The 25,034-nt window shown below is 57.1% G+C and carries 18 protein-coding genes and 2 pseudogenes; 9 read left to right on the top strand and 11 right to left on the bottom strand.

Annotation, left to right across the window (positions count from 1 at the left end; genetic code table 11):
• Nucleotides 1-33 precede the first annotated feature (33 nt).
• The 7 genes from tssG to AC54AG_RS24525 form a co-directional block, all read right to left on the bottom strand.
• Entirely contained in the window at nt 34-1,128 is a 1,095-nt protein-coding gene (gene tssG / locus AC54AG_RS24495) for a type VI secretion system baseplate subunit TssG (protein WP_072453894.1), read from the bottom strand.
• Entirely contained in the window at nt 1,092-2,936 is a 1,845-nt protein-coding gene (gene tssF / locus AC54AG_RS24500; RefSeq protein WP_034752186.1) for a type VI secretion system baseplate subunit TssF, read from the bottom strand. The genes tssG and tssF overlap by 37 nt, the downstream gene beginning before the upstream one ends.
• A gap of 2 nt (nt 2,937-2,938) precedes the next feature.
• Complete coding sequence (gene tssE, locus AC54AG_RS24505; RefSeq protein ID WP_034752188.1) at nt 2,939-3,427, bottom strand: type VI secretion system baseplate subunit TssE; 489 nt, start codon at nt 3,425-3,427, stop codon at nt 2,939-2,941.
• Between the two features lie 146 nt (nt 3,428-3,573).
• Nucleotides 3,574-4,065, bottom strand: a complete 492-nt coding sequence (locus AC54AG_RS24510) for an Hcp family type VI secretion system effector (RefSeq protein WP_034752191.1) — start codon at nt 4,063-4,065, stop codon at nt 3,574-3,576.
• 29 nt (nt 4,066-4,094) lie between these two features.
• Nucleotides 4,095-5,579, bottom strand: a complete 1,485-nt coding sequence (gene tssC, locus AC54AG_RS24515; protein WP_034752193.1) for a type VI secretion system contractile sheath large subunit — start codon at nt 5,577-5,579, stop codon at nt 4,095-4,097.
• 4 nt (nt 5,580-5,583) lie between these two features.
• On the bottom strand, nt 5,584-6,093 hold the full coding sequence (gene tssB, locus AC54AG_RS24520) for a type VI secretion system contractile sheath small subunit (RefSeq protein WP_034752195.1): 510 nt from the start codon (nt 6,091-6,093) through the stop codon (nt 5,584-5,586).
• A gap of 69 nt (nt 6,094-6,162) precedes the next feature.
• On the bottom strand, nt 6,163-6,744 hold the full coding sequence (locus AC54AG_RS24525; protein ID WP_456131202.1) for a tetratricopeptide repeat protein: 582 nt from the start codon (nt 6,742-6,744) through the stop codon (nt 6,163-6,165).
• A 359-nt stretch (nt 6,745-7,103) separates the two neighbouring features.
• Between AC54AG_RS24525 and tssK the strand changes: the two genes are divergently transcribed.
• The 7 genes and pseudogenes from tssK to AC54AG_RS24560 all read left to right on the top strand — a co-directional run.
• Nucleotides 7,104-8,450 (top strand): type VI secretion system baseplate subunit TssK, encoded by a 1,347-nt coding sequence (tssK, locus tag AC54AG_RS24530; RefSeq protein WP_496631851.1) that lies wholly within the window; start codon nt 7,104-7,106, stop codon nt 8,448-8,450.
• 9 nt (nt 8,451-8,459) lie between these two features.
• Nucleotides 8,460-9,239: a type IVB secretion system protein IcmH/DotU gene (gene icmH / locus AC54AG_RS24535; protein WP_070304023.1), complete on the top strand. Its 780-nt coding sequence runs from the start codon at nt 8,460-8,462 to the stop codon at nt 9,237-9,239.
• Nucleotides 9,239-13,063 (top strand): type VI secretion system Vgr family protein, encoded by a 3,825-nt coding sequence (locus tag AC54AG_RS24540; protein WP_496631853.1) that lies wholly within the window; start codon nt 9,239-9,241, stop codon nt 13,061-13,063. The genes icmH and AC54AG_RS24540 overlap by 1 nt, the downstream gene beginning before the upstream one ends.
• Before the next feature lie 50 nt (nt 13,064-13,113).
• Nucleotides 13,114-13,551: a hypothetical protein gene (locus AC54AG_RS24545; RefSeq protein WP_496631855.1), complete on the top strand. Its 438-nt coding sequence runs from the start codon at nt 13,114-13,116 to the stop codon at nt 13,549-13,551.
• A 103-nt stretch (nt 13,552-13,654) separates the two neighbouring features.
• Nucleotides 13,655-13,888 carry a hypothetical protein gene (locus AC54AG_RS24550; RefSeq protein ID WP_496631857.1) on the top strand — a complete coding sequence of 78 codons (234 nt, stop codon included), beginning with the start codon at nt 13,655-13,657 and terminating at the stop codon, nt 13,886-13,888.
• An 843-nt stretch (nt 13,889-14,731) separates the two neighbouring features.
• Nucleotides 14,732-15,253, top strand: a complete 522-nt coding sequence (locus AC54AG_RS24555) for a hypothetical protein (RefSeq protein WP_496631859.1) — start codon at nt 14,732-14,734, stop codon at nt 15,251-15,253.
• Nucleotides 15,254-15,533: 280 nt separating this feature from the next.
• Nucleotides 15,534-15,671: pseudogene (locus tag AC54AG_RS24560) on the top strand (IS5/IS1182 family transposase); the annotation flags it as partial.
• An 8-nt stretch (nt 15,672-15,679) separates the two neighbouring features.
• Here AC54AG_RS24560 and AC54AG_RS24565 read toward each other — a convergent pair.
• From AC54AG_RS24565 to AC54AG_RS24580, 4 genes and pseudogenes are all read right to left on the bottom strand, one after another.
• A pseudogene (locus AC54AG_RS24565) lies at nt 15,680-15,871 on the bottom strand (integrase arm-type DNA-binding domain-containing protein); the annotation flags it as partial.
• A 527-nt stretch (nt 15,872-16,398) separates the two neighbouring features.
• Nucleotides 16,399-20,244 (bottom strand): P-loop NTPase family protein, encoded by a 3,846-nt coding sequence (locus AC54AG_RS24570; protein WP_456131204.1) that lies wholly within the window; start codon nt 20,242-20,244, stop codon nt 16,399-16,401.
• 443 nt (nt 20,245-20,687) lie between these two features.
• The gene (locus AC54AG_RS24575) at nt 20,688-21,599 is read right to left on the bottom strand and encodes a hypothetical protein (RefSeq protein WP_456131205.1); all 912 of its coding nucleotides are present in this window, start codon (nt 21,597-21,599) and stop codon (nt 20,688-20,690) included.
• A 448-nt stretch (nt 21,600-22,047) separates the two neighbouring features.
• Nucleotides 22,048-22,368 (bottom strand): H-NS histone family protein, encoded by a 321-nt coding sequence (locus AC54AG_RS24580; RefSeq protein WP_456131206.1) that lies wholly within the window; start codon nt 22,366-22,368, stop codon nt 22,048-22,050.
• A gap of 219 nt (nt 22,369-22,587) precedes the next feature.
• Between AC54AG_RS24580 and AC54AG_RS24585 the strand changes: the two genes are divergently transcribed.
• Nucleotides 22,588-23,487: a site-specific integrase gene (locus AC54AG_RS24585; RefSeq protein ID WP_496631862.1), complete on the top strand. Its 900-nt coding sequence runs from the start codon at nt 22,588-22,590 to the stop codon at nt 23,485-23,487.
• 142 nt (nt 23,488-23,629) lie between these two features.
• A complete protein-coding gene (locus AC54AG_RS24590) occupies nt 23,630-25,033 on the top strand; it encodes a recombination directionality factor (RefSeq protein WP_496631864.1) in 1,404 nt (467 codons plus the stop codon).
• Nucleotide 25,034: the final 1 nt, after the last annotated feature.

Genomic DNA, 25,034 nt, shown 5'->3' on the forward strand with positions numbered 1-25,034 from the left:
CTTGTGTGGAAACGGATAAAAAAGAAAGATAGTTCATGCCAGCGTATGCAGTTCGTAGCGCACGTCGCCACGGTCCTGCGCGGCGCCGGCGGTGATCAGGAAACTGTCCCAGCCCAGCCGCCCGCCGCTGCGCGGCTGCTCCAGGGTGACGCCATGCACATCCTCGGCGCGCAGCACCAGCTGCACTTCGTATTCGAGGCACAGGCCGGTAAACATGGTGAGCATTTTTTCCAGCGCGCGCGCGGCCGCCCCGCCCGGCAAAAAGGCGTCGAAATGGGCGCGCGCCAGCGGCCCGACTACCAGGCGCATGCGCAAATCGCGCTGCCAGACGCGCGCGCCGACCAGCGCCGTCGAACCCAGCATCGCGTTCATGCCACCGAGGCTGCTTTGCTGGTCGCGCGGCACGTCGTACCAGCAGCCGACAAACTGGGTCACCTTGATGCTCTGGCCGAAATACGCGGACAATACCTGGCCGATCGCCACCGCCGATGGCGGCCGGTGCCGCATGGCCGCGACAAAAAATCCCACCGACTCGTCGAGGACGCCATCGCCATCGTCGTAAAGGCGCTGGCACAGCGACGCATGGCCCAGCCCCGCCAGCGACAGCAGCAGCGGCAGGAACTTGTCCCTGCCATCGAGCTGGTATTTGAGTTCCAGGCGGTACTTGCGCCACGCTTCGTAGAACAGCGCCAGCGCGCGGCTGGAAAAAGTGTCGAGAAAAGCACGCGGTCCTTCGTCCTTTTCGTACAGCTGGTGCGCGGCGATGCGTTCCGTGTAATGGGCGGGCAGCGCGCCGGCCACGCCGAGAAAGCCCATGAAGGCCGGCGTGATGCGCACGTATTTCAGTCCGCCGCCCCGCACGGCTTCGCCCAGCGCGCGCATGTCGGCCGCCAGGGCGCCCAGCTCGCGCGGTTCGGCCTGCACGGCCTCAAGCTGGCTGGGCGCGAAATTGAGCGACACCGAATTTTGAAAGCGCAGGTAGTTGGCCACCGCGCCCTCGCGCGCCATGCCGTTGCGAACCAGCCAGATTTCGAGCATGCGCACCGCCTGGAAGTACTGGAAGCGGTAAGGCTCGGCGAACAGGCGCTCGATTACACTAGGCTCAAATCGCCGCTGCGTGGTTTGCATCGCAACAACTCCTCTCCCGATTTTTTCGACAGCACCACCAGTTGCGTGAAACTGTTGGCATGCACGTACAGGCCGAGAAAACATTCGACGATATGGGCAAACGCATGGATGCCGCTGCCCACGAAAGCTTCCTCGTCGAGCGTCAGCCGCACTTCCAGGCCGCGCACCAGACAGGCGAAGGGATTGCCGGGCAGCCAGGCGTTGGCCGCCTTGTGGTCGATCGCGGCAATGCCGCTGATCTGCCGTTGCGAGGCCGCCGAGCGGGGCAAGTCATACAGGGTCAGCATCTCCTGGAACGCTTCCAGGCCGCTGCCCGACAGCGACAGATGGTTCAGCGACAGGTGCGAGATCAGGCGCCAGTGCGCGCCGCGGCCCCGCTCGAAGCGGTGCGACTCCGTCGGTTTGCGCAGGAAGTGGATGCTGCGCACGCTCGATCCGCCTTCCAGGAACAGGTCGCCGCCGCGCAGGCCATAGGTGAGTTGCGCCGGCAAGTCGCGGTTGGTGCAGCTCAACTCGAGGCTCAGGGTATCGGTTTCGATCGCGGCCGGGTCGAAATCGATGTCGACGATGGAAATCTCGGTCTCGTAGCCGGGGCTTTTTTCGCTGACGGTGTCATCGCGCCGCATCACCCAGTAATGCCCGTCCTTGGCCGGCATCTGGCCGTGGCGCAGCGAATAGAACGGGCGAAATTCGGTGATCGACTCCCCTTGCGGCGTCTGGCGCACCAGCTTGACCGATTCGATGGCCTGCACCTCGAAGGCATAGGCGCGGCGCGCATCGGCCAGCACCGGATAGCTGGCGGCCGTGTGCGTCAGCCGGATCGGCTCGCCGCGCTGGCGGAACAGGTTGACCACCGGCGTGCAGCCCAGCAGCAGGTTATTGGTCGTCATGGTGCCCAGCATGCGCGCCGTATTCGAATCGGTGCGCAGGCCGGCCAGGGCCAGGTGCAAGGTGATGCGCCTGCAGCCGGACGGCAGCGGCGCGCACAGCGCGGCCAGGTCGATGTCGAAAAAATTGAATTTTTCGGGAAAGCAGAAATATTCGGTCAGCAGCCGGTAGGCCGGATGCGAACGGGCCGAAAACGGGATCAGCGCATCGTCCTCGGCATAGCCGGCGGTGCTGACGGGAAGCTGCGCCAGCGCGTTCCAGCGGCCGCCGTCGTCCGCTTCCACATAGGCCTTGACCGTGCGCATGAACAGCGCGTCGCGCAGCGCAGCGCAAAACGACGGCTCGCCGTCGATGAACACGCGCAGCTTTTTGACGCCCAGTTGCGCCAGGCTGATCTGATCAGCGGTCGCTTCGAGGACGATGCTGACGCTGGAAGTGGCGTTTGGCGGCAGTTGCACCTGCTCGGGCGCGTCGATGATGGCGGCAAACGCCGCATGCGTCAGCGCCAGCGGCGCCACGGTGACCGGATACGCGGTGCGGAAGGTGCATGCGACGCCCTTGACGGGGCGTGTCGCCAGCTCGGTGCCGCGCGCGATCTCGGTGGCGGCCGTCAGCTGCGCCGCCGCGCCGCTGTAGTCGAGGCGTGCGATCGAACACGAAGGAAATGGCCGCAGGTAATGCGGATACAGTACCTCGAACAGCGCCTCGGTGAATTCCGGGTAGTCGTCATCGAGGCGTTTCGAGATGCGCGAATTGAGCAGCGCGAAGGACTGGATCATGCGCTCGATATGCGGGTCTTCGCAGACTTCGCCGCCGATCAGCAGCCGTCCCGCGATCTTCGGGTAGCGCTCGGAAAACTCGCGCGAATAGCGGCGCAGGAAACCCAGTTCACGTTCGTAGTACGGCAATAATTCTTCCAAGTTCAGGCTCCTTGCGCCGTACGGCGCGCCTTGCTGATCGTGTAATGCAGGCTGGACGGCTGCAGGATGGCGTCGAAGTTGACAGGCTCCTGGGCCGAGTGCACCACCAGTAGCGCGGTGATGGCGAAATTGAGGCGGTTGATCGAGCCTTCCTGGATTTCCAGCGAAGCGCGCACGCTGCGCAGGCGCGGCTCATGGCGCGCGATGGCTTTTTCCAGGCACTGGCAGATATACGCGCGGTCGTCGGAACTCGACAAGCTCAGGCCGGCGAAATCATTGAGGCCGTAGGTGACGATCGAACGGCCGCATTCGGGAAATTTTTTCAGCAGCGCTTCCGGTATCACGGTGCGCGTGTTGAGCAGCGCCTCCAGGTCGCGTGCCACGGTATCTTTCAAATCCTCCAGCGACAGGCGCGAGACGGTGCTACTGGAAGCGCCCTGGACGGGCGTGTCCATCAGGCGGTCGAACAACCCCGGCGTAAAACCCTTCATCGGTATCCTGTCGTTGGCGGTGGGAAGGAACAAAAGGGCGGCCTGCGGCGGCCCTTTGATTCAGAAGCATCAGTGACGCAGGCACAAGCCGGAGTCACCGTCGGCGGCTAGCCGGAACGGCGTCATCCGGCAAGGGCCGTTGTCGATCAAATCGTCTTGTTGGCCGACAGATCCCAACCGCCAGAGGTATTGCCGCCCGAGCCACCACCGACTTTTTGCTGCGTGTATTTCCACTTGACCTTGGAATACTTGATCGACACGTTCTCGCCGAGGATGTCGCCAGCAGCGACGGACGGCGCCACGCTGCTGATCAGCACGTTTTCCAGCTCGATCTCGAAATACTTGATGCGCTCGCCCTGGCCGTCGGCGCGCAGGAATTCGAACTTGGCTTTCGGGATCGTTTTACCGGATGAGCAATTTTGCAGCAGCAGAGGCGTGGCGAGGTCGGCCAGCTTGGCGACCACGATATCCTTGTGCTCGGTACGTTCGGCGGTATGGCCGCCGCCGGTCGAGGCGGTGGCGGACTTCGGCTGCAGCACTTCCCACTGGACCGACTTGCATTCGATCCAATCTTTATGGGAGGTGTCGGTGGATTCGCCTTTGATACCATCAATTTGCAAGTAAACGTCGATTGCCATGTCATTCCTTTCGGTTGTTGATGAAAAAATCAGGATTTGGTCGATTGCGGCAGCTCCGCGACCAAACGGAGTGAAACGGACAGCTCATCGAGCTGGAAATGGGGCCGCAGGAAGGAAATGGCGCGGTAGACGCCGGGACGGCCCGGCACTTCCGACACCTGCACCGACGCTTCGCGCAGCGGGAACTGGGCCTTCTGCTCCTGGCTGGCGTTATCGTCGAGCAGCACGTATTGCATCAGCCAGCGGTTGAGGAAATCTTCGACGTTGGACGCGGCGGCAAAGCTGCCGATCTTGTCGCGCATCATCGCCTTCATGTAATGGGCGATGCGCGAGACGGCAAAGATGTATTGCAGCTGCGACGACAGCACCGCATTCGCATTGGCGGAATCGGTGTTGTATTTCTTGGCCTTCTGCGCCGACTGGGCGCCGAAGAACGCCGCGTAATCGGTGTTTTTGCAATGCACCAGCGAAATGAAACCCAGGTCGCTCAACTCTTTTTCGCGCCGGTCGGTAATCGCGATCTCGGTCGGGCATTTCAGCGCCACTTCGCCTTCGTCGGTCTTGAAGGTATGCGTCGGCAAGTCTTCGACCAGGCCGCCGCCTTCCACGCCGCGGATCGCCGCGCACCAGCCGTAGTCGTCGAAAGCCGCCGTCAGCTTGGCGCCGAAGGCATAGGCGGCATTGCACCACAGGTATTTCTGGTGGTTGGTGCCATCGACGTCCTCGACGAAATTGAAACCGTCGACGGTGGCGCCATCGGCCGGGTTGAACGGCAGCCGCCCCAGGTAGCGCGGCAGCGTGAGGCCGACGTAGCGCGCATCTTCCGATTCGCGGAACGACTTCCACTTCGCGTATTCGACCGTGTCGAACACCTTGGCCAGGTCGCGTGGTTTGCCGAGGTCGGCATAGCTTTCAAGACCGAACAGTTCGGGCGATGCGGCCGAAATGAAGGGTGCGTGGGCCGCAGCGGCCACATGCGACATCTGTTCGAGGAAATACATGTCCTCGGGCTGGCGCGTAAACTCGAAGTCGCCCAGCAGCGCGCCGAACGGAGCGCCGCCGAAAGTGCCGAACTCTTCCTCATACACTTTCTTGAACATGGTCGACTGGTCGAATTCCAGCGCGCTCTGGAAATCGCGCACCAGCTCGCGCTTGGTGGCGTTGAGCAGCTTGATCTTCAGGTTGGTGCCGGTGGGCGTGTTGTCAACCAGGTGATGCAGACCCGTCCAGCTGCTTTCCAGCTTCTGGAATTCGGGCGCATGCATGATGACGCTGAGCTGGCGTGAAATCAGTCTGTCCAGCTCGGCAACGCGCGCATCGATGGTGGCCGCCAGGTTGTTCGACACCACCACGGTGCCCTCCATCACCTGGCTGACCAGTTCTGAAATCAGGTCCTTGGCGCGCGCATGCTCGACGCTGGATTTGGCAACCTTGCTTTGTTCGACGATCTGGTCGAGCAAGCCGATATCGGTGGTCGCGGCGGCGCCGGACGCGGGGGTCAGTTGAGCGGACATGGGATCAGTCTTTCTTGGCGGTGGATTGTTGTTCCAGCTGGGCCAGCTTCTCCGTGCTGTTGAGCACGTCGTTCAGGATATCTTCCAGTTTGTCGTTGCCGGCCAGCTTGTTGCGCAGGTCGGCCAGCTTGGTACGCGCCTCGAGCAGGCGGCGCAACGGTGCCACCTGTTCCACCACCGCCTCGGGACGGAAGTCGTTGAGCGACTTGAAGCGCAGGTCGACGCGCAGCTGGCCGCCCTCATCGCTGAGCTCGTTGGCTACGCCAAACGCGGCGCGCGGCTCGACACCCTTGAGCACTTCGTCGAAATTGTCGCGGTCGATGCCGATGAACTTGCGGTCCTTCAGCCGTTTTTGCTCGACTTCGGAATTGCCGCCGAAGTCGCCCACGACGCCCATCACGAAGGGCAGCTCCTTGTTTTCAATCGCATCGCCGATTTCCACGTCATACGTCATCTGCACGCGTGGCGGCCGGACCTTTTGCAGGCGTTTTTGAACACTTTCTTTTTTTGACATGACACATCCCTTCACGAGTAATGGGCGGCATCCGCGATGCCCCTGGTAGATCGCCTTACTGCTTCAGCTTCACTTCAAACCATCGAAGGGATTGGCACTGCTGTCAGCAGTCTTGCTCTGTCCCTTGCGCTGCGAACGCACCGGCGGCTTGTCGCGTACCTGCGCTGCGGCCGGGGCCGGTACCAGCACGGTTTCGCCCAGGCTTTCGCGCAACAGCTTGGCCAGGTCCTGCGACTCGGTGCGCAGCGGGCCGGACAGATTATTCTGGCGGCTCAAGTCGGCCAATGCACGCGTCGACAGGCGCAGTCCGCTGATCGCAATGACGCTGTTGGCCAGCTTGTCGGCCGGGTCGCGCACCAGCACTTCCTGGGCATTGATGATGGCGTCACCGTACTGGCCCGCCTCATAGCGGGTCTGCGCCATGCGAACCCATGGATTCTTATCGGCTGGAAATTCGACGGCGGCTTGTTTCCACAAACCCATGGCCGCTTCGTTGTTGCCCGAACTGGCGGCCTGGGTCGCCTTGGCCATCAGTTCGTCAAGCGAGGGCGGCGGCGGCGCCGTCTTGACCGCAGGTGCGGTGCTGCAGGCGCTGAGCGTCAATGCGCAGGCAACAGCGGCAAAAAAATGCAATGTGAATTGGCGAGACATGGTCTGATTTCCCTCAAAAAAAAGATGACGCGGTCATTAAAAAACTTGCAATTTATAGTTGCCAAATTCGTATTTTTGCCGAGACTAACATGGATTTAATATTGACTCCGTTCAATAGAAAATACGCGAAAACTCACATTTCAACCGCCCGCAAAGGCAGGCACCATGCGGGAAACGTACCGTACGCACCTTTCTTCAAGATAATGTTAATGTTGTTGCAGTTGCGAAAAAAGCACATAATTTCCTATTGCAAAGATTGAATGATCGGACGCTCCGGCAACGCGCCGATCGCGCTTCAAAATAACCCGGGAGCGGCAGCGTTCTCCGCGCTTTTACTTCTTCGGAAAAAAGGGCAATCGATGAGCATTACAAGCAAATTGTTATGGGGTGAAGGTCTGTTTCTGCGCCCCCAGCACTTCCAGCAGCAAGACCAGTACCATGAACATCGCCTGCACGAAAGCATCAAGGCGCTGCATCCCTACGCCTGGGGTGTCAACCACGTGCAGATCGACCGCGATGCGCTGAGCAATAACACGCTGCGGCTGCTGGAACTGTCGCTGGTGTTCCAGGACGGCGAAATCTACAACGCTCCCGGCGCCGACGAGTTGCCCGAGGCCCTGGACCTGAGCAAGCTGCTGCAATCGCAGCAAACCGTCACGTTCTATGCCGCCCTGCCCGCCTTCAAGCATTTCGGCGGCAACTTTGCCGCGCCCGACCAGCCCAACGGTGCGGCGCGCTACGGTCAGGCCAACCTGGAAACGCCCGACCTGTACACCCATGCGGCGCAGGCCGAACTGGCCTACCTGCAAAAATCGCTGCGCCTGGTGGCCGAATCGGAACCGCGCGATTCGTATGTGAATTTTCCATTGCTGCGCCTGCGTCGCCTGTCGACCGGCGGCTTCGAGCCGGACCCGTCGTTCGTGCCGCCTAGCCTGTCGATCCGCAGCGCCCCGCTGCTGTTCCTGCAACTGCGCCGCCTGATCGATGCGCTGCAGGCAAAGGTCAACGCCTTGTACGGACACCACCGCGAACCGAGCAAGAATGTGATCGAATTTCGCTCCGGCGACATGTCCTCGTTCTGGCTGCTGCACACGGCCAGTTCGGCGTTCGCCTCGCTCAGTCATTATTTCCATCATCCGGCGCTGCACCCGGAACGCCTGTACGAAGCACTGCTGGCGCTGGCCGGCGCGCTGATGACGTTCTCGAAAACCCATGCGCTGGCCGACCTGCCGGCCTACCAGCATGCCGATCCCGGGCCGTCGTTCGCACGGCTGCACGCGATCATCCGCGAACTGCTCGATACGGTGATCTCTTCAAAATATTTCGCCATTGCATTGACCGAGGTCAAGCCGTCTTACCATCACGGCAAGCTCGATTCGGGCAAGATCGACGACAGGACGGCGTTTTACCTGGGCGTCTCGGCCGATTTGCCAGGCGTGGAACTGGTGGACGTGGTGCCGCTGCGCTTCAAGATCGGCGCACCCGACGATGTGGAAAAATTCGTGCTGTCGGCCCTGCCCGGCGTGCGCCTGCAGCACACGCCGCAAGTGCCGGCCGCCGTGCCGGTGCGGCCCGATACCTATTACTTCACCATTGAGGCGAAGGGCCAGATGTACGACCGCATGCTGCAGGCCCAGTCGATTTCCATCTACGTTCCGTCCGGCATGCGGGATCTGAAACTTGAACTTGTCGCCATCACTTCCTGAAGATAAACGATGAATGCAAACGCCCCCTCCCTGATGTCCGGCGGCTCCGCCGCTTACGCATCGAGCGTACCGGCCGGCCCGGGTACCGAACACACGCTGACGGACCTGATGTACGACGGTTTCTACGCGCTGTTCATGCTGAAAAACGGCAGCGGCCCGCAAGACAATGCCGACTTCATCAGAAAAATGACGCAATTTCTCGACGAGTTCGGGCACGCGGCGAAAAAACATGCCGCCTCGGCTGATGATATCGATGCGGCCAAGTATGCATTTTGCGCGGCTGTCGATGAAATCATCCTGCGCTCGCCCTATGCCATCCGCGACGAGTGGGCGCGCCGCCCGCTGCAACTGGTGCTGTTCGGCGACCAGCTGGCCGGCGAGAACTTCTTCATCCGGCTTGAAGCGCTGCGCGCGCGCGGCAGCGCGCACCTGCAGGCGCTGGAAGTGTTCCACATGTGCCTGCTGCTGGGTTTCCAGGGTCGCTACATCCTCGAAGGCTCGGAAAAACTGGCCTACCTGACGGCCCGCCTGGGTGACGAGATCGCCCAGATGAAGGGCAAGAAGGCGGGCTTTGCGCCACATGCGGAACGCCCCGACCAGATCGCGCACAAGTTGCGCAACGACGTGCCGCTGTGGGTGCTGTGCTCGGTATTCGCGCTGATCTGCGCACTGGGCTACCTGGGCCTGCGCACCATGCTGGCCAAGAACACCGAACAGCAGATGAACGCCTACAGCGATATCGTCAAGCTGGCGCCGCGCACGGCCAACCTGACCATCACGTTGCCGTAATGAGCGGCCCGGCAACGACAGAAGCTCCTCAGGGCGTGTTCGGCACCGGCCTGTCGCAGCATGCGCGGCTGATCACGCTGGCCACGGCGCAGGCATCGAACCTGCCCGAATCGCTGATGGCCGAGCGCATGAGGGGCCGCGAAGCGGTCAACGAGCTGTTCCGTTTCGAGGTCGATGCCTTGAGCACGGCGGCGGGCCTGGACCTTGCCAGCTTTCTCGGTGAGGAAATCACGCTCAAGCTGCTGCAGCCCGACGGCAGCTGGCGCGCCTGGCACGGACTGTGCACCGACTGCGGCTTTGCCGGCGCCGACGGCGGCGTGGCGCGCTACCGGCTGCGCCTCGAGCCTGCCTTGGCCTTGCTGGGCTTGCGCCGCGACAGCTATATCTTCCAGGACAAGAATGCGCGCGACCTCATCACGGAGCTGCTCGCCGACTATCCGCAGGTGCGCTTCGAATTCGATATCAGCCAGGAACTGGCGCCCCGCCCCGTCTGGACCCAATACCGCGAAAGCGACCTGGACTTCCTGACCCGCGTGCTCGCCTTCGAAGGCCTGAGCTGGCGCTTCGAGCACGAGCAAGACGATGGCGCGGCGCAACAAGGCGAACAACAGAACGCACAGCAGGCCAAGCACAAGCTGGTGATTTTCGACAGCAAGGCAGTTGCGCCGCCGACGCCGGGCGTGGCTGGCCTGCGCTTTCACGGCGTGCGCGCCAGCGATACCGATGACGCCATCGACAGCTTCAGCGCGCGGCGCCAGGTGCGGGCCAATGCGGTCGGCATCAGCAGCTGGGACCCGCAGCAACTGTCGGCACCGGCCGCCGAACACAGTTCGAGCCTGCAGGCGGGCGAGCTGCCGCCCCTGCCCCTGTACGACGGGTCCGGCGAACGGCGCCATGCCGACAGTGCTGCGGCCGATCCGCACGGCTTGCGCATGCTGCAGGCACTGGAACTGGAGAACAAGCAGTTCACGGGCGCTGGCGCGGTGCGGCGCATGGCGGCCGGCCACGCCTTTGAGCTGCTGCAGCACGAACAGTATACCGGTGGCGCCAACCAGTTCACCGTGCTCTGGGTCGAGCACGAGGCACGCAACAACCTGGGGCCGGCCGGCGGCGCACTGACGACGCTCTTGTCGAAATTATCGACAGTGGCCAGCCTGAGCGACGTCGCCAGCCTGCTTGCTGGCCAGCTCGAGGCGGGCACCTACCGCAATACTTTCGCTTGCGCGCGTACCAGCGTGGCCATCGTGCCGCTCGCCACCGCCGCGCGCCAGGCCAGCAGCGCGCTGGGGCCGCAAACGGCGCTGGTGGTCGGCCTGCCCGACAGCGTGGCGACCACCAGGCGCGACCATCAGATACGCATCCAGTTTGCCTGGCAACGTGGCGCCGCCGCCAATCCCGGCGGCATGGCGCACAACACGGATCAGCAGGGCAACGCGCCCGGCAACGAAGCGTCAGGCACCTGGGTGCGCGTTGCCGAAGCCTTGGCTGGCCCGAACTGGGGTTCGCAATTTACGCCGCGCATCGGCACCGAAGTGCTGGTCGACTTCATCGAAGGCGACATGGACCGTCCGCTGGTAGTGGCCCAGCTCTATACCGGCAGCGACACGCCGCCCTATGCGGCCGGCGTCGATTCGGACGTCAATCACGCCGGCGTCATTTCCGGCATCCACAGCCACAATTTCGATGGCGGCGGCTATAACCAGTGGGTCATCGACGACACGCCTGGCCAGTTGCGTACCCGCCTGGCGACGAGCAGCGCGGCCACGCAGCTGAACCTCGGTTACCTGGTACAGCAAGGCGCCAACACGGCGCAGCGCGGCAGTTACCGTGGCAGCGGCTTCGAACTGCGCACCGACGCCTGGACCGTACTGCGCGGCGGCGAAGGCGTGCTCATCTCCACCACAGCCCGCGCACAGACTGGCGCGGGCATTGCATCTACCCAGCTCGACACCACGGAAGCGTTGGCCCAGCTGAAAGGCGCGGCCGAACTGAACAAGTCGTTGGCCGAGGCCGCGCAACAACAAACCGCCCTGTTCAGCCAGGACGCGAAACAGGCCCAGCTGGACCTGATCAAGCAGATCGATCCCCAGCAAGATGGCAAATACCAGGCCAGCGTGGGCGGACAGGAGGCGCTGAAGGCCAGCGCGGGCGAGCGCAAGCTGGCTGCCGACCAGCCGGTGGAAAAATTCGGCCAGCCGCTGGTCGTGATGGAAGCGCCCGCCAGCATCAACTGGGCTACGCCAGGCTCGACCGTACTGTTTGCCGCCCAGCAGCTGCAGTGGACGACGCAGTCGGACTTGCACATGACGGCCGGCCACACTTATTCGTCCGTGTCGGCCAGTGCACATGGCTTGTTTACCCACACCGGCGGCATCCAGGCGATTGCCGCCAACGGCCCCGTGTCGCTGCAGGCGCATACGGGACAACTGGAAATCCTGGCCGACAAGGCCATTACCGTACTCTCGGTCAACGACTGCATCGACATCAAGGCCAATCAAAAGATCACGCTGCAGGCCGGGCAATCGTCGATCACGCTTGAAGGCGGCAATATCACGTTTACCTGTCCCGGCAACTTCACGGTCAAGGGCGGCCAGCACGTGCTCAACGGCGCCGCCAGCGCGGCCGGCGTGCTGCCGGCGCTGCCGGACACGCGCATCAAGCTGTTCGACGAAGGCTTTGTGCTGCGCGACCGCGACACGGGCGAACCGATGCCGCGCCAGCCCTACCGCATCAAGCGCGAAGATGGCAGCTATGAGAGCGGCATGACCGACGAAAAGGGCTTGACGCATGTGATTGCAGCGGCCGCCGCCGAGGCGCTGGTGATCGAGCTGCTGAAAACGATGGGCGGCCAGGGTTCGGCATCGGCACCGGCACCGGCACCCGACCCTGCCCCCTCTACAGCGCCGGCGCCGGCGCCGGTACCAGGTTCGCCAGGGCAGCCGGCAGCCAGAACCAGCACCCCGCCGGAACCGAAATATAAGCCGGCAGGCGACTCCAGCACGACGCCGGTGGACAACAAGCGCCGCAAGGAAGTGCTGGTCAAGCTGCCGGCCTGCTGGATCGCGGACTATGAAAAGGAAATCGCCGGTCCCTCGTATGGCCGCTATGCCCAGCCTTACCAGCACGACGGCACGCCGCACAAATACAGGGACAAGATCTGGTTCAAGCTGTACGTGCCGGCAAAATCGGACGGTCCGGTGGTGGTGGAAGTGCGTTTCAAGGCCATCACGGTACTGGACGCTGCAGGACAGGCGCTGGAAGAGAGCGACAAGGGCACGGAATCGGCGGCGCTGCGCGTCAAGCAGCGCGCCTACGTGGTGGCGCTGGCGCAGAAAAACGCGACGGCCGGCATCGAAGGCAACTGGAACAACAAGTTCCGGCTTGAAATCAATGATCCGCAATGCGGACAAAAGGTGTTGCCCGTGGTTTTCCGCGTCCTCTGGGTCGACGAGAATCAGCACTACACGCTGCAGATCCACAAGCGCTATGACCGCGAAAACGTGACCGGCGACGTGATGAACGTGTCGCTGGCAACGGAACTGACCACGTATGCGCATGAATTCGGACATTGCGTCGGCATGCCCGACGAATACTCGTACACGGAGTTCGAAGAAACGGTACGCTATTTCAAGCCGGACGGCACGCTCGACGCGCCCATCGTTTGCCACGTCAACGGCACCTCGCCGCAAGACCTGACGCAATCGATCATGTCGTATGCGGAAGGCGCGCTGATCCTGAAACGCCACGGCTGGAATATCGCGATTGAAGCGCAGGAATTGTTGAGCAAAAAAATTGGCAGGAAAATACGATGCGATATTGTCTGAGCCTCCTTATCTATGCCATGCTGATGGCACTACCATTGAAAGCAAACACCATGACGAGCACCCACGCGCCCCTCTCCATCTCCCTGCAATGCATGGGCAACGCTGGCTGCGTCTATGAACGCAAGCCGATGGACGTGCTGGTCACCATCCGCAACGACGGCAGCCGCGATATCGGTTTTCCGCTCGACTACCTGCGCAAGTCGGGCCCGATCGTCAAATTCATCGACACCGATACCGGTGCCGTCACCTACGCCCGCCGCGGCCTGGCCAATCCGGCGCTGAAGACGAAATTCACCACGATCGCGCCAGGCGCCTCGATTTCCATGGAAATCGATATACACCCAACCGACATTGAAACGTTTCGCATCAAAAGAGTCGATATCAGCGTGGAGGTGATATTGAAGGGAGACATACGCATCGATGGCGAAACGGAGCTGCAGGACTACCAGGGCGGCGCGAAGATCCGCATCTTTGAAAAAGAGGAGTGAGACGATAGGCTGCCATGCTCGTCTCGGTCTGCCTGACGAGAAATAGCCAGGCGACTGCATATATCACGCAATACCGTCCGACGCTATATTAGACAAATACTCGGTGCAGCTATCCGGGTGGCTCAAGGCCGAGACGACGAAGCCGCGTAAGAAGCGGCACAATTTGAAGCAGATCCATGAGGACCTGAAAGAGCTGGGCTATGCAGGGTCATACGACCGCGTGGCAGCGTTTGCCAGGCAGTGGAAGGCGCGTCAAACAGAGTGGGGCAATTCTGCGAGCAAACGAACACCTGCGCAGCATGTCGAACTTAATCTGGGTCCAGGAACCACCAAATGAATGCTCCATACTGCGTTCTTTCTCTATGGCGGGATAGATGGGGTGTTACCAGCCTATACATGCAGTCTTATAGATCAACGATATTCATGCAAGAGAAGGTAATTTCATCAGGGTAATGATATCCTTGATATTGGTCAAACAATAATCAAAAGATGCGCTTGGAGGCGCCAACAGAACCACAGAATGAATTGTCACCAGTGGTTTGGCCTCTCCCGCACCATAGTTCTGCGTAAATAAGAAGTAGATAAATCGTGTTGAGACCTTTGGCTTTCTGCCAAGCACCAAGCGGGTGCTGATATCGTTGTCTGATCCTACGACGAGATCGCGCCGGGCCTTCCTATCCCCCTGTCCTACAGAGACTACTACCGCGCTCAATCAAAATGGCCTGCCCTTGCCATAAAGTACGGCGAAGGATGACATATCCGACCGAGTAAGCAACAGAGCATCTGCTTCTGAGAGCAATAACGGCATAATTGGCTACGATAAACTAGCCCGTCATCTGCTTCGTGCGCTCGGCCAGATGGGGGACTTTGCGCGCTGGTGGTGGAGTAGCAATAGCGATCACGGCTGACGCGACATGGCACTTGACGGCATCACGCCAAAACAGAAGCTTGCCATGGCCGCTTAACCTCTACTTCTAAAGCGCTCTAAAAATGGGGGATTACCAATCATTGCTGGGTATATCGCGCGATCGATTTAAATCTCTAAAATTTAAACATAGGATCTAAAACCGTCAGTGAAATTATGCAATAATTCAAGAGGTTCCGTCATGCCAATTTGAAGTGCGGTACTGTCAACTGCAACACCCAACGCTGATTCTCCTATCTTAGTGAAAATAAACTGATGAAAATTACAAAAATTGTACTGGTCGCATCCCTTGCAGCACTACTTGGAGGCTGCGTGGCACCTCAACGTCCAAGCTTCACTCCGTTGCCATTTGACGCCGTTGAATATGATGCACTTCCTAAAAGTGGCACCGGTATTGTAAAAGGTCAAGTCTTTGCGAAAACAGTGGGCGGCACCGTGAAAAAAGGTGCCGGGAATGCAGTACTTTTAATACCGGTGACAAAGTACAGGCAACAGTGGTACCAGGCGGTACTCATGGAAGGCAAGGCAGCAGCAGTCTCTCAGGATCCACGCTACTCGACCTATGATAAAACTAAAACTACTGATGGTGAAGGTCGTTTTGAGTTTAATGAAGTTCCACCAGGTCAATACTACGTACTCAGTAATGTGAATTGGGAAACCATTTCGGATAATGAATATTCACGGCGCTTGGGCCTTCTTGATCAACAAGGCGGCCTGGTTGTGCGAACTGTCGAAGTGAAGAACGGCGCGACAACTGAGGCAATCCTCAACCGCTAAAGTACAGTCGGGCGGCAGCTTACTTGAAATCTTGCCCTGACACAAAGGCAAGTCCAGGTAATTTGCCGCTCAATTGCCTGCTATTCTTCGTTTCGAATAGATCATCTACCTGCCGTACCGTCCAAAGCTTGCGTCTTGCCTGCGACTTTCCAGCTTCCATCTCCAACCTTTGTTGCACATCTTTTTGCTAAACCGCGCTGTCCTAAACCTGATCTTATTGAAGGCAAGAGGCAGGAAAAGCCTGCCTTGGAACGCCTAAACAAAACGTCGTCCAAAGAAACCCCTCGGCGGACAGCATACCGGCCCCAATCCAACCGACCATGGCAAGCTTGGCTGCAAGCCCCATCTGCTCATCGATCAACGCGGTCTGCCTCTGGTGGCAAGCATATCGGAGACTCAGGTACATGATTCACGGATGCTGATCCCGCCGCTTGTCTCGGCGTCCTTGACGCGGGCCTTATTCCGCGCCGTTCCTTTCGCCGGGGACTTCTCCGCCGTGATCAGTTTCTTTGCCTCGCCCAGCTTCTCCCGCGCCTCCGCCAGCGTCATGCCGCCGACGCCATAGCGGCCGAAGGTAACGGTCTCCTGGCGGCCGTTGATTACATAGTGCCAGACAAAATAACAAAAAAGCCCGTGAAATCAAGGGCTTAGGTGTGGTTTACTGCCTATCAGTGCCAGCAGTTGCTAGACATCAAATCATTCCCACTCGATTATCAACGAGACCGCTAAGCGCTTGATTTTTCAGTGGTTTCCAAACCTTTCAGTTACCGATACCCTCAAAAATACCCTCATCGCCAAAATCCGTTATTACGGGTTTGTTGTCAGCCGAGACGGGAAGATCTAGCCCACTCGCAAACACCTGAATTCAGATTTTTCTCAGCGACGACGCGTTCATTTCAGCACATCAGCAATCGCAGCGACCCGATGAACTTAAGGATACGCCAATTTTCAGCCCCGCACTGTCCCCCTGCAGATCGAGAAGGCCAGAGCCGAGATCGTGTGCGAATGGCGGACCGCCCCCTCTCGGCAAAGCACATCGCAGCGACTTGGCATCGCTATGAAAATGACAACGACCGTTAATGATCGTTCTGATCATCAACGGCCCTCGGTTTTAAATAACAATTAGTCATTAAAGCAGACTTACTTCACTCGAACCGCTGTTCGCGCCCCTTATGCTCTCGTTGTTCACGCTCTTTTTCACGCTCGATTCGATTAGCAAGTTTTTCAGATATTGATTTTGCCGCTGCAGCAATCCTCACGTTTTTATGTTCAACCAACATGCCAATTGCAGCAGCTCTAGGTTTCATCGCGTTCGCCAAGCCACCTGAAAAAATTGAAGGTAATACGCGATCAGCAATAGCATCCAAAACAGCCTCTGGATCGCTTGAAGCCTCCACCAGTTTCATCGCTGAATCGGACAACTTTACAGTCTCCATATCTCCCTGGTTAGACCAAACGGTGATACCTGCCGCAACAGATGCCCAAACGCTGCTATCGTTTCGGGCATTACACCATTCAATCAGCTCCTCGACATTAATTTGCGTGAGCGGTGGCTTATCAAGGCTGCCATTGCTAATAAACAACAATCGTAGATCCTGTTGCTTTTCAGTACCTTGGAAAGCGCGATCGAGGAACGCCTTTGGCATCAGTGCGATAGTCGCCTGAATGGCATTTTCAAACGCATAGACATGACCATAGCTCGCATCAATAACCGCGAAAATTGTATCAAGCCACACCAACTTTTCGGTCTCATTGCCATCGAAGCGCAACGCGGCACCTACGACGTTCTCCATGGCATAATCCACACTTCCGCCAAAATCATTGTGATCCCTTTGTAGCCTTTGGATCGCAGCTCGCAGTCCGATCAGTCGCAATTCGGGACCAAGAGTGTCCAATGCGACATCTTTGTCATGCAACTTCATACTCAGCGCATCCAAAATCACATCATCGCCATTCGTTTTAGTCAGGAGTCGCTGTGCGAGATTGAGTACACGGCGCGCGGGCAAATTGGCGTACCCGTCTTGCCAAAAGATTGGCCCGAACATCCCAAGGTAAGTGGCTGGATGATCTAGAAGCACCTCGCAACGGCTTAGGTCAGATTCTTTGAAATCGAGCAGCGGGTGCAAGCCGACCAATACCTGTCGAAGTTCTGGATGTTGTAAGCATTGGTCGAGCAACTCCTGCACTAGAGAAGGATCGACAGAATTAGTCTCCTCGATAAAGCCGCCAAGGACAGCAAAATTCTTGCTGGCTTCGGTCTGCTGTTCCAAATGTTCAACGAGTTTTCGCCACCCAGCTCGCAGATCAAGAGCCCCCTTCGCCAACCCCCTCCCAAACGTGGCACGATAGGGCATCCAATCATTGGAAAACAAGTTGGAACCCAATTCATCAAGTTCATGGGCCGATGTAGCAAACTCTTCACCCAAGCGCAGTGACTTGGCTTGGAGCCGCCTCTCAGCTTCATCATAATTATTACCTTCATGACAAAAATCGGTATCCAGCGACCCGTAGCTGCCCTTAGTGAGCACATATGTCTTTATTGCCGGCACCAAGTCGTTGGGTTTCAATTCTCTATCCAAGGCGGCGAGCTCTTCTGGTAAACGATGGAAATTTTCCTTTCCTTGGTGATTGGAATAGTCGAAATTAATCGTTGATCGAACGGCTCTCCAACCCTCGCCAAAAGGTTGGTAAGTATGCAACTTACGGGCCGCATCGACGAGTTTCCCCCTCATTGCTTCTTGGCGCCATATCCCCCGAAACGCATCCGCCAAAGTCCGCCGTGCGGGCCCCTCAAGATCAGTATCACCACATGTGCCCAATTTCACTGTGACGTCGACGAAGGCACTACGCCACTCCACGAGTTCTTTATGGTTTGGATGAAATCCAAAGTTTCTGGGACGAGCACCGAATTCGCTCATAACGCTTCCCGTCCACCGCGGCCCACCTAAGGCCGCTGAAAGCATACTGAAACCTAGCGACTTCCGTCCCGCCACTTCTGATGAAAAGCACTCGTTTATGATCGTGATCCGCTGTCCTAATGAAGCATGTGTGCCGGATAAGTATGCTTGAAAAAAAGTACTGATCTTGGTTCGAACCGCGTCAAAGTTGTTGCTCTCATCTTCATAATCCGCCGCACGGATCAGCAGTCTAAGGCAACGGTTAAAAGCGTCTACTTCGTATGCCAACAATCGCAATAAATTAAGAATCGTAGTCCGCTGCAACTTGTAACGAGGATGCATACCTTTGAAATCAGGCGCAGAAAGTTCTGCTTCTATCCTGTCAAGGAGAGCTTCAGGCGCAACTGGGCTGATATAGTCCAGAATTCGTAGTGACATCTCGTCCAACTCGGATATCTGCCCTAGCAGTCCATCAGATTGGAGCCAAGTCTCAACGATCTCCTTTGCTACCGGATGGTCGTGCAACAGACCTAACCTGTGTGCAAATGACATTAGTAATCGTTGATGACCCGGTCTTTCAAAGACTGCCCTGAGTTTATCAACCGGGATACTATCGAGTGCCGACGCCGCTAGTTTGTTCGCAATAGCATGCGGCAGGATGGCTCTCCAATGTCCCCGTTTTTGTACCACATGGCGTTCCGATAGCTTGTTTACGGATCTAAACAACTGGGCACGAGAATGGCCAGAGATCGAGCCAAGTGTGTCCAGCTCCTGGTCACCAACCTCCCCGTTTGAGATCGAAAACGAATATACCAGGGACAATATCTCAGCCTGTTCCCGCAACTCGTTGTCCGGCTGATTGCGCTGTTCGAATAAGCGATTGAACAACTGAGTGTCAGAAAGCTGAGCCAAGCTCTCGCCTGCCTCCACCCTCTCGGCGATTGCCAAGGATACTCTCGCGTTCCCATCTGCAAACTCTGCTATACGGCGAGCGTTGTTCTGGCCAATACCCGGGAAGCGGCGGATCAGAAGCTGCTCCGCCATCTCGGGTCCGACTGCTTCAATGTGGATTACTTCGGTTGTCTGAGGCTTATCATCTCTGATGTCATACTCAACGGTGATAAGTCTCACTTCACCGCCTGCGGCTGATACCCTACTGGCAAGCAAAGAATGTAATTCTGATGGGCAGTTATCCAGTATCAGAACGGCACGCCGGCGCTCTGCAACAAGCCTGTCCAGCATCGCCGTAGCCGACGGGTCCGGATTCGCACCAGTATCGACGTAGACTGCCAATGTCCGATCAAGTGCATTTTTACCAACCGCCTCATCGAACAGTGCCTGCACGATCCTGGTCTTTCCTACGCCGGATAACCCAGTGATGCGAACCGCTTTAGCCGTAGTCCGGATGAGGTCTCTCATCGGTTCGATGGCATTTTCGAGGCTAAGCTTTTCATGCCTTTGCGAAGGCAACGTGACTGAGACGCCTGATGCCGAAATCAGCGTATCGTCAGCACCTCGAGGCGGATTACTCCAAGCTCCGTATGCCTGCCAACCCGAGTTTCCTTGACCAAGCTGCCCCTTTAACCACAGCATAACTGAAGGGTGTTGTCGCACCCATTGAACTAGTTTCGAGCGATCGTAAAAGTCCAAATGGATATTGGCTTTGTTGGGATCGTCCTTCAAAGCATTGCGCATCGCTAACATCCGTGCATTTTTCATCGGGGGAGAGCAATCATCGGCCAAACTGACAATGATGTAACTACCACCTTTCGCCCCCTGCTCGCTGATCGTTGATGATAAAACTCCACGCGTGACCATTTCGTTCGTTACGTCTCCCTTTGGCATCGAATGTTTCTTGGCCTGAAGGATAGTATCCGCCCTGTCAAGGAACCCTGTATTGAGTTTGTCCACAGGAATCTGGACGTGAATATCAATTCCGTTATCCGGAGCATTGATCGAGCCTGACCAACTTACCCAAGCAGGGCTATGCCCGTGCGCTGCTACTTCTGCTTCGGCAAGGCGAGCAATGAAATTCTCCAGCTGTGTCTCCGACAAACGCAGTAGGTCGTCTTTTTCGATGTCAAAAATTGCCACAAATTTACCTCAATAAAACGGTTTATGAAGCAAACGTAGCCCCTGCAGTCCAAAAAGTACTGGAACGAGCAACCGATGCCGTAACTATTTATTGCGAGACGTTATCACGAAGTTTAAGCATTGTTTTCATTTTTACTTTTTGGTAGTTTTTCGTTCTGCCTTTCCACACTCCTGTCTATCACCGCCACAATCCCTTCGAACTGGAACGTATCGCAAGCTCCTGCATAAAGTGGTCTGGCCCCGTCCGCTAAACGGAACTGTTGATTTACCTGGCCATGGGATCGTTGCTACTGCATCGGCTAAATTTCCGCCAAGATATTAAACCATCCCCAATAGCTTCCTCCAGGACTTAAAACTTCAAATGGATTAGGCGGGTAAATGGAACGCTAAACTAAAGTGCTGCTCCTAAAACTTAGATCGCCCCCTTTAATTCGCGCAAGAATTCACCGCAGATCACGATGTTCCCACCCCCAACTGCTAAATTCGGAAAATGCATGAAGTACAAAGCAAATGTAGAGGTACTTTAGTGTATCAGTATTGGCATTATCGGAATGGACCGTAAAGTATGAAATCGTGTTTAGGGTAGCCCTTCGATGGGATAACCTATTAAATATCTGAGGTGATTCATGCAACGGAAAATGAGCCATTTCGCCCTCTCGCAGCAGGCGTTCCAATTCCTCAGAACTTTGCAGCATGGCCTCACGTATGCCCGCGTGTTTCTTCTGTACCGGATAAATTATTTTATCCACCTTGCCAGAAAACTCAGTAGCAAACTCTGTTTTTAGGCGCCTAGAAAATAGATGCACCAATCTATGAAAATTTCCATTAATAAGTAAGTCTTGTTCCTGCCATTTATCGCGATCTTTAAAATATTCGAATCTAGTTGCATTACGAAAGTCAGTGCTAATGTCCGCACTTTTTGCTAGATCATGATCAACTTCGAATCTCTTAAAGGCTTGAGCCCGGTGCAGAAGGTTCAACCCTGTCTGCCATCCCATTTGCCCTTTAAAAGCAACAAATATCATCTCGGAAGCTTCATGAAGTAAATGACGCATATAGGGATGTGATGCATCTTCTCGGTCGTAAGAATCAGCCAAAACGACCACTTGGCTTAATGCGTCGCTTGCCAAACTCATGAGGTCTCTCAACTCACCGGCATGCTTCTCCTCTACGTCCAAAACCTTCTGATAGTAGTATCGATGCGCTTCGGTCAGCTGTGCTCGATAACTGTTTTGCGCGTCTATGTGTGCAGACTGACTTTGACGTTTCGCGTAAAGCACACTAAATATTGAGACAAACAAACCCAAAGCGGAAACGGCTAAAGCAATGCTAGCAATAAAATCACTGGTTCCCAATGCAACTCCCAACTTCCAAAAAAGTAGTCATATATAAATTAAGTCAGCACTAAAAAATACCGCCAACTCCAAAATACATTTACCAGCTCCTTTCAAACAACCTCGAAAGATACCCTCCCGCATAAATTTCGCATTCATTTAATATCAATATTGCCTGCTTAGAGGTAACAGCATTTCGTAGTCATTGCAGGTTACCTTGTGTCAAGTCATTCGTCTTTTTTCCTCCTACCAAAGACTCGATCGCCATACAAAGGTCAATTACTAGGTCACTCAAATGGCGTCGACTGAGCGCAAAATTAACCCGTTCCAAAGCTACATATATTTTTGGCTGTATCTGAGCGTCAAGTCTTAGAAAATCTGAAATTATCTGTTGAACATCCGCAATATCCAACTGCTGATGAGACTGGCCTCCGATTGGAAAGACCCCGAAATGCCCAGGCAGTTAAAGTTATATACGTAATCCATCAAGCGATTGATGCCTCTCCAGCCAGGACTTGACCCACAAAGGTTGGCGCCCGCGACCACTCCATTGCTGTTCGTGATTGTCAGGGTTGCGATACTGCGCAGCAACCGCTTTCTTCTCCCCCTTCACTACATTTTTTGGTCCCCCGGCGATCAATTGTGTCAGCGGTACACCGACCCGCTGGGCAATCGCCAGCATTTCTGCACGGGCTTTTTCCAACTCGCCTTTTTGTCGGGCCTTGATTTCTTGAATTGCTTGCGCTTCGAGCTTTTTTAACTCGGCCAGTGATAATGATGAGATATCCATACGAACTCCTTGAAAGTAGTACAAATTTGGATGACACCTGTAGGTGACTTGAGCATGCATGCCAAGTAAAGCCATTCTAAAACATTTCGTTCATGCTTTAGCCGTCTTCTTTCTCCTTGTAACATCGAAACACCTTGTTTAAAGGGCCCATTTCGACTGGAGCCATGCAGCTGGCCCGGCAACAATCGTGAAAATCACTGTGGCCACGAAGGCTGAAATATGGAACCACTATCCCCTTCCTTCGCATCGACCTGGCTTCTGGCCATGCTTCAGGGGCAGACCTATGACCAGATCGCAGCGCGGTTTCGTGTCACGAAGTCAACGGTGTCCAAATCAGTTACCGATCTAGCGCGAGATCTGCAGTCCATCGTTGGTGTGGTCGGCATCGACGAGGACAGTGCGCCCACTGCCCATGTGATCCGCGCGCATGGAAAAGATTATCTGGAGGCGCTGGAACACTTCGTGCCGCTGGCAAAACATGCGGCCACAGCCTCGCTTCCGATCATTACCCGGGCACACATTGACCAGCTGGTGCTGCATACGGCACGGCATAGCCGCTGCAAACAGCGCGATATCGCCCTTCTCCTCATGCTTATCCATACCGGCGCACGTCCGAATGAGATCGCCAGGATAACCATCGCGGACTACATCGATGCGTCGGGCCAGCACCGCTCTCCAGTATGGCTGCCAGCTGGTGCGGCCACAAATGGCGTAAGGCGCCCACTGCTTCTCGACGCAACAGTCTTGTACTGGCTTGACGCGTATCTTGCGTGGCGCGTGGCCGCTGGATGGGGTGTGAGCGATCGCAGAGAATACCGAGGCCTTCAGGGCGACAGTAGCCTATTTCTCAGCCGGACTGGTGAGTCGTTTACTTCGCCATCAGCAAAAGCCACTGCCGAAAAGGGTTTACATGATGTCCTGCAGCGTATCTTTCGCTACGCCAATCAGCCTGGTCTGGGTGTGCTGGGTGCGCGCCGTTCAGTGGCGCATCGGTTGCGGGCCGACGGCAGCACACACGACGAGATCGCATTTTATCTTGGTACACGCACCGGTACCGTGCGGCGGCTGCTGACGACAAGTCCCGGCAAGCCACCCCATCCAGACACCTCCGGCACTTGAACACGACCCATCTTGCCATCGCTCGAACTACCTAGGTTCGCTCGCCCCGTAGCAAAGTGTCTGGACAAGGATCTCGGGGTTGACTCGCGAATGGTCAATGAGAGGATGGTTTATCGCTCATTTTCACATCAAGGAGACCATCATGGACAAGGAAATCGTCAACCGCTCACTTCCGCAAGGCGCTCCGCCAACGGTCCTTGGAGAACGGCCGGCCCGCATTCCCACGGGCGGCACGATCCGCGCCGGCATCAAGGTGCTGACCAAGGCGGCCGCGAGCAATCCGCAAGCGAAAGCGATCTACGAGCAAGGGCTGGCCTCAAACTGTTCGTTTGAGGAGATCGGACAAAAGATTGCCGAGGCCTTCCCGGACATCAAGGCACCGCTGGTGCCCAAAAATGTGGCGTGGTTCACCGTACGTCCGAATGACTTTCCCAATCCGGCCCTGGCAGCGCAGATTCTGGCGGCGTTTGGCGAAGATCGCGGCGACGGCGTCATCCGGCTGTATCGTTTTCCGGTCATTTTTCCGGCCGACACCTGGCAATTGGTCATGCCACATGAACTGGCTGCCTGGGCACGCAATGACAAACGCTACTGGAGCGAGTATGCGTCAGATGGCCATACGCGCTACTGCAAAATGTATGCCCCCGTGCGTTTTGATGAGCGCAGCCAACGCGTGGTGCGCACCTTCGGTGGACGCCCAGTACAACTACGGCCAGAAAACAATGGTGTCTGCGATCCAGAAAACTGCCCGGAATTTCAGAACCGGCAATGTAATCTGACCGGAAAATTCATTTTCTATATTCCAGGCATTGCCTCGATTGATGCCTTTGTCCTGCACACGAACAGTTTTTATGCCATGAGCCGCGCCATCGAGCGCTTTGAAACCATCTCGTTCATGCGCGGTGGCCGCCTGGCCGGCTTCCTCGATCAGCACCGCACGCCCTTCTTTTTCAGTAAGAAGCTGCGCGACGTCTCCCATATCGATCCCAAAACCGGGCAATCCGTGCGCAGCGCACACTGGATCATCGAACTGGAAGCACCCATCGATGTCTCTTCCCTCCTGATCCAGCATGACGATGAAAGCGCTTTACACCTGGCCGATCAGGCCGCCCATATCCTGCAGGGGCAAAAGGAACAACAAGACATTGCCTCATTGCAGCTCCGCCCCGATGAGGCACTTGAGGTGCCACTGGAGCAACCGGCACAGAGTGAAGCATCCATGCAGCAGAAAGCGGCCACTGACGCCACGGCATGGGCACCACCTCAGCAGGCCAACCACTGCGGCGAAGAGGAAGCAATCCGCACCCTGTTTGACCTGGCAGCGGCCTATGGTGTCGAGCAGGATCGGTTTGGCCTGTTTGCAGACCGCCAGTGGGGAGCCGGCTGGCGGCGCAATCCGAACGGCCGTCAACGCGTGCTGGCGGAACTGGAACGCTATCAGAATGATCCGGAAGGCTTCTGTGAAAAGGTTAACGCCCGCCTGCGCGCGTCGGACACGCCGTCATCCCGGCCGCGCGCGCCAACAGCGCCAGCCAAGGGAGAATAGT

Source organism: Janthinobacterium sp. BCJ23 (assembly GCF_059617945.1).

Coding starts and splice junctions, on each gene's coding strand:
- tssC (WP_034752193.1), bottom strand. CDS start 5,579: ATGTCCGCTCAACTGACCCCCGCGTCCGGCGCCGCCGCGACCACCGAT.
- tssK (WP_496631851.1), top strand. CDS start 7,104: ATGAGCATTACAAGCAAATTGTTATGGGGTGAAGGTCTGTTTCTGCGC.
- AC54AG_RS24525 (WP_456131202.1), bottom strand. CDS start 6,744: ATGTCTCGCCAATTCACATTGCATTTTTTTGCCGCTGTTGCCTGCGCA.
- AC54AG_RS24580 (WP_456131206.1), bottom strand. CDS start 22,368: ATGGATATCTCATCATTATCACTGGCCGAGTTAAAAAAGCTCGAAGCG.
- AC54AG_RS24510 (WP_034752191.1), bottom strand. CDS start 4,065: ATGGCAATCGACGTTTACTTGCAAATTGATGGTATCAAAGGCGAATCC.
- tssE (WP_034752188.1), bottom strand. CDS start 3,427: ATGAAGGGTTTTACGCCGGGGTTGTTCGACCGCCTGATGGACACGCCC.
- AC54AG_RS24585 (WP_496631862.1), top strand. CDS start 22,588: ATGGAACCACTATCCCCTTCCTTCGCATCGACCTGGCTTCTGGCCATG.
- tssG (WP_072453894.1), bottom strand. CDS start 1,128: ATGCAAACCACGCAGCGGCGATTTGAGCCTAGTGTAATCGAGCGCCTG.
- AC54AG_RS24555 (WP_496631859.1), top strand. CDS start 14,732: ATGAAAATTACAAAAATTGTACTGGTCGCATCCCTTGCAGCACTACTT.
- icmH (WP_070304023.1), top strand. CDS start 8,460: ATGAATGCAAACGCCCCCTCCCTGATGTCCGGCGGCTCCGCCGCTTAC.
- AC54AG_RS24545 (WP_496631855.1), top strand. CDS start 13,114: ATGACGAGCACCCACGCGCCCCTCTCCATCTCCCTGCAATGCATGGGC.
- AC54AG_RS24590 (WP_496631864.1), top strand. CDS start 23,630: ATGGACAAGGAAATCGTCAACCGCTCACTTCCGCAAGGCGCTCCGCCA.
- tssB (WP_034752195.1), bottom strand. CDS start 6,093: ATGTCAAAAAAAGAAAGTGTTCAAAAACGCCTGCAAAAGGTCCGGCCG.
- AC54AG_RS24540 (WP_496631853.1), top strand. CDS start 9,239: ATGAGCGGCCCGGCAACGACAGAAGCTCCTCAGGGCGTGTTCGGCACC.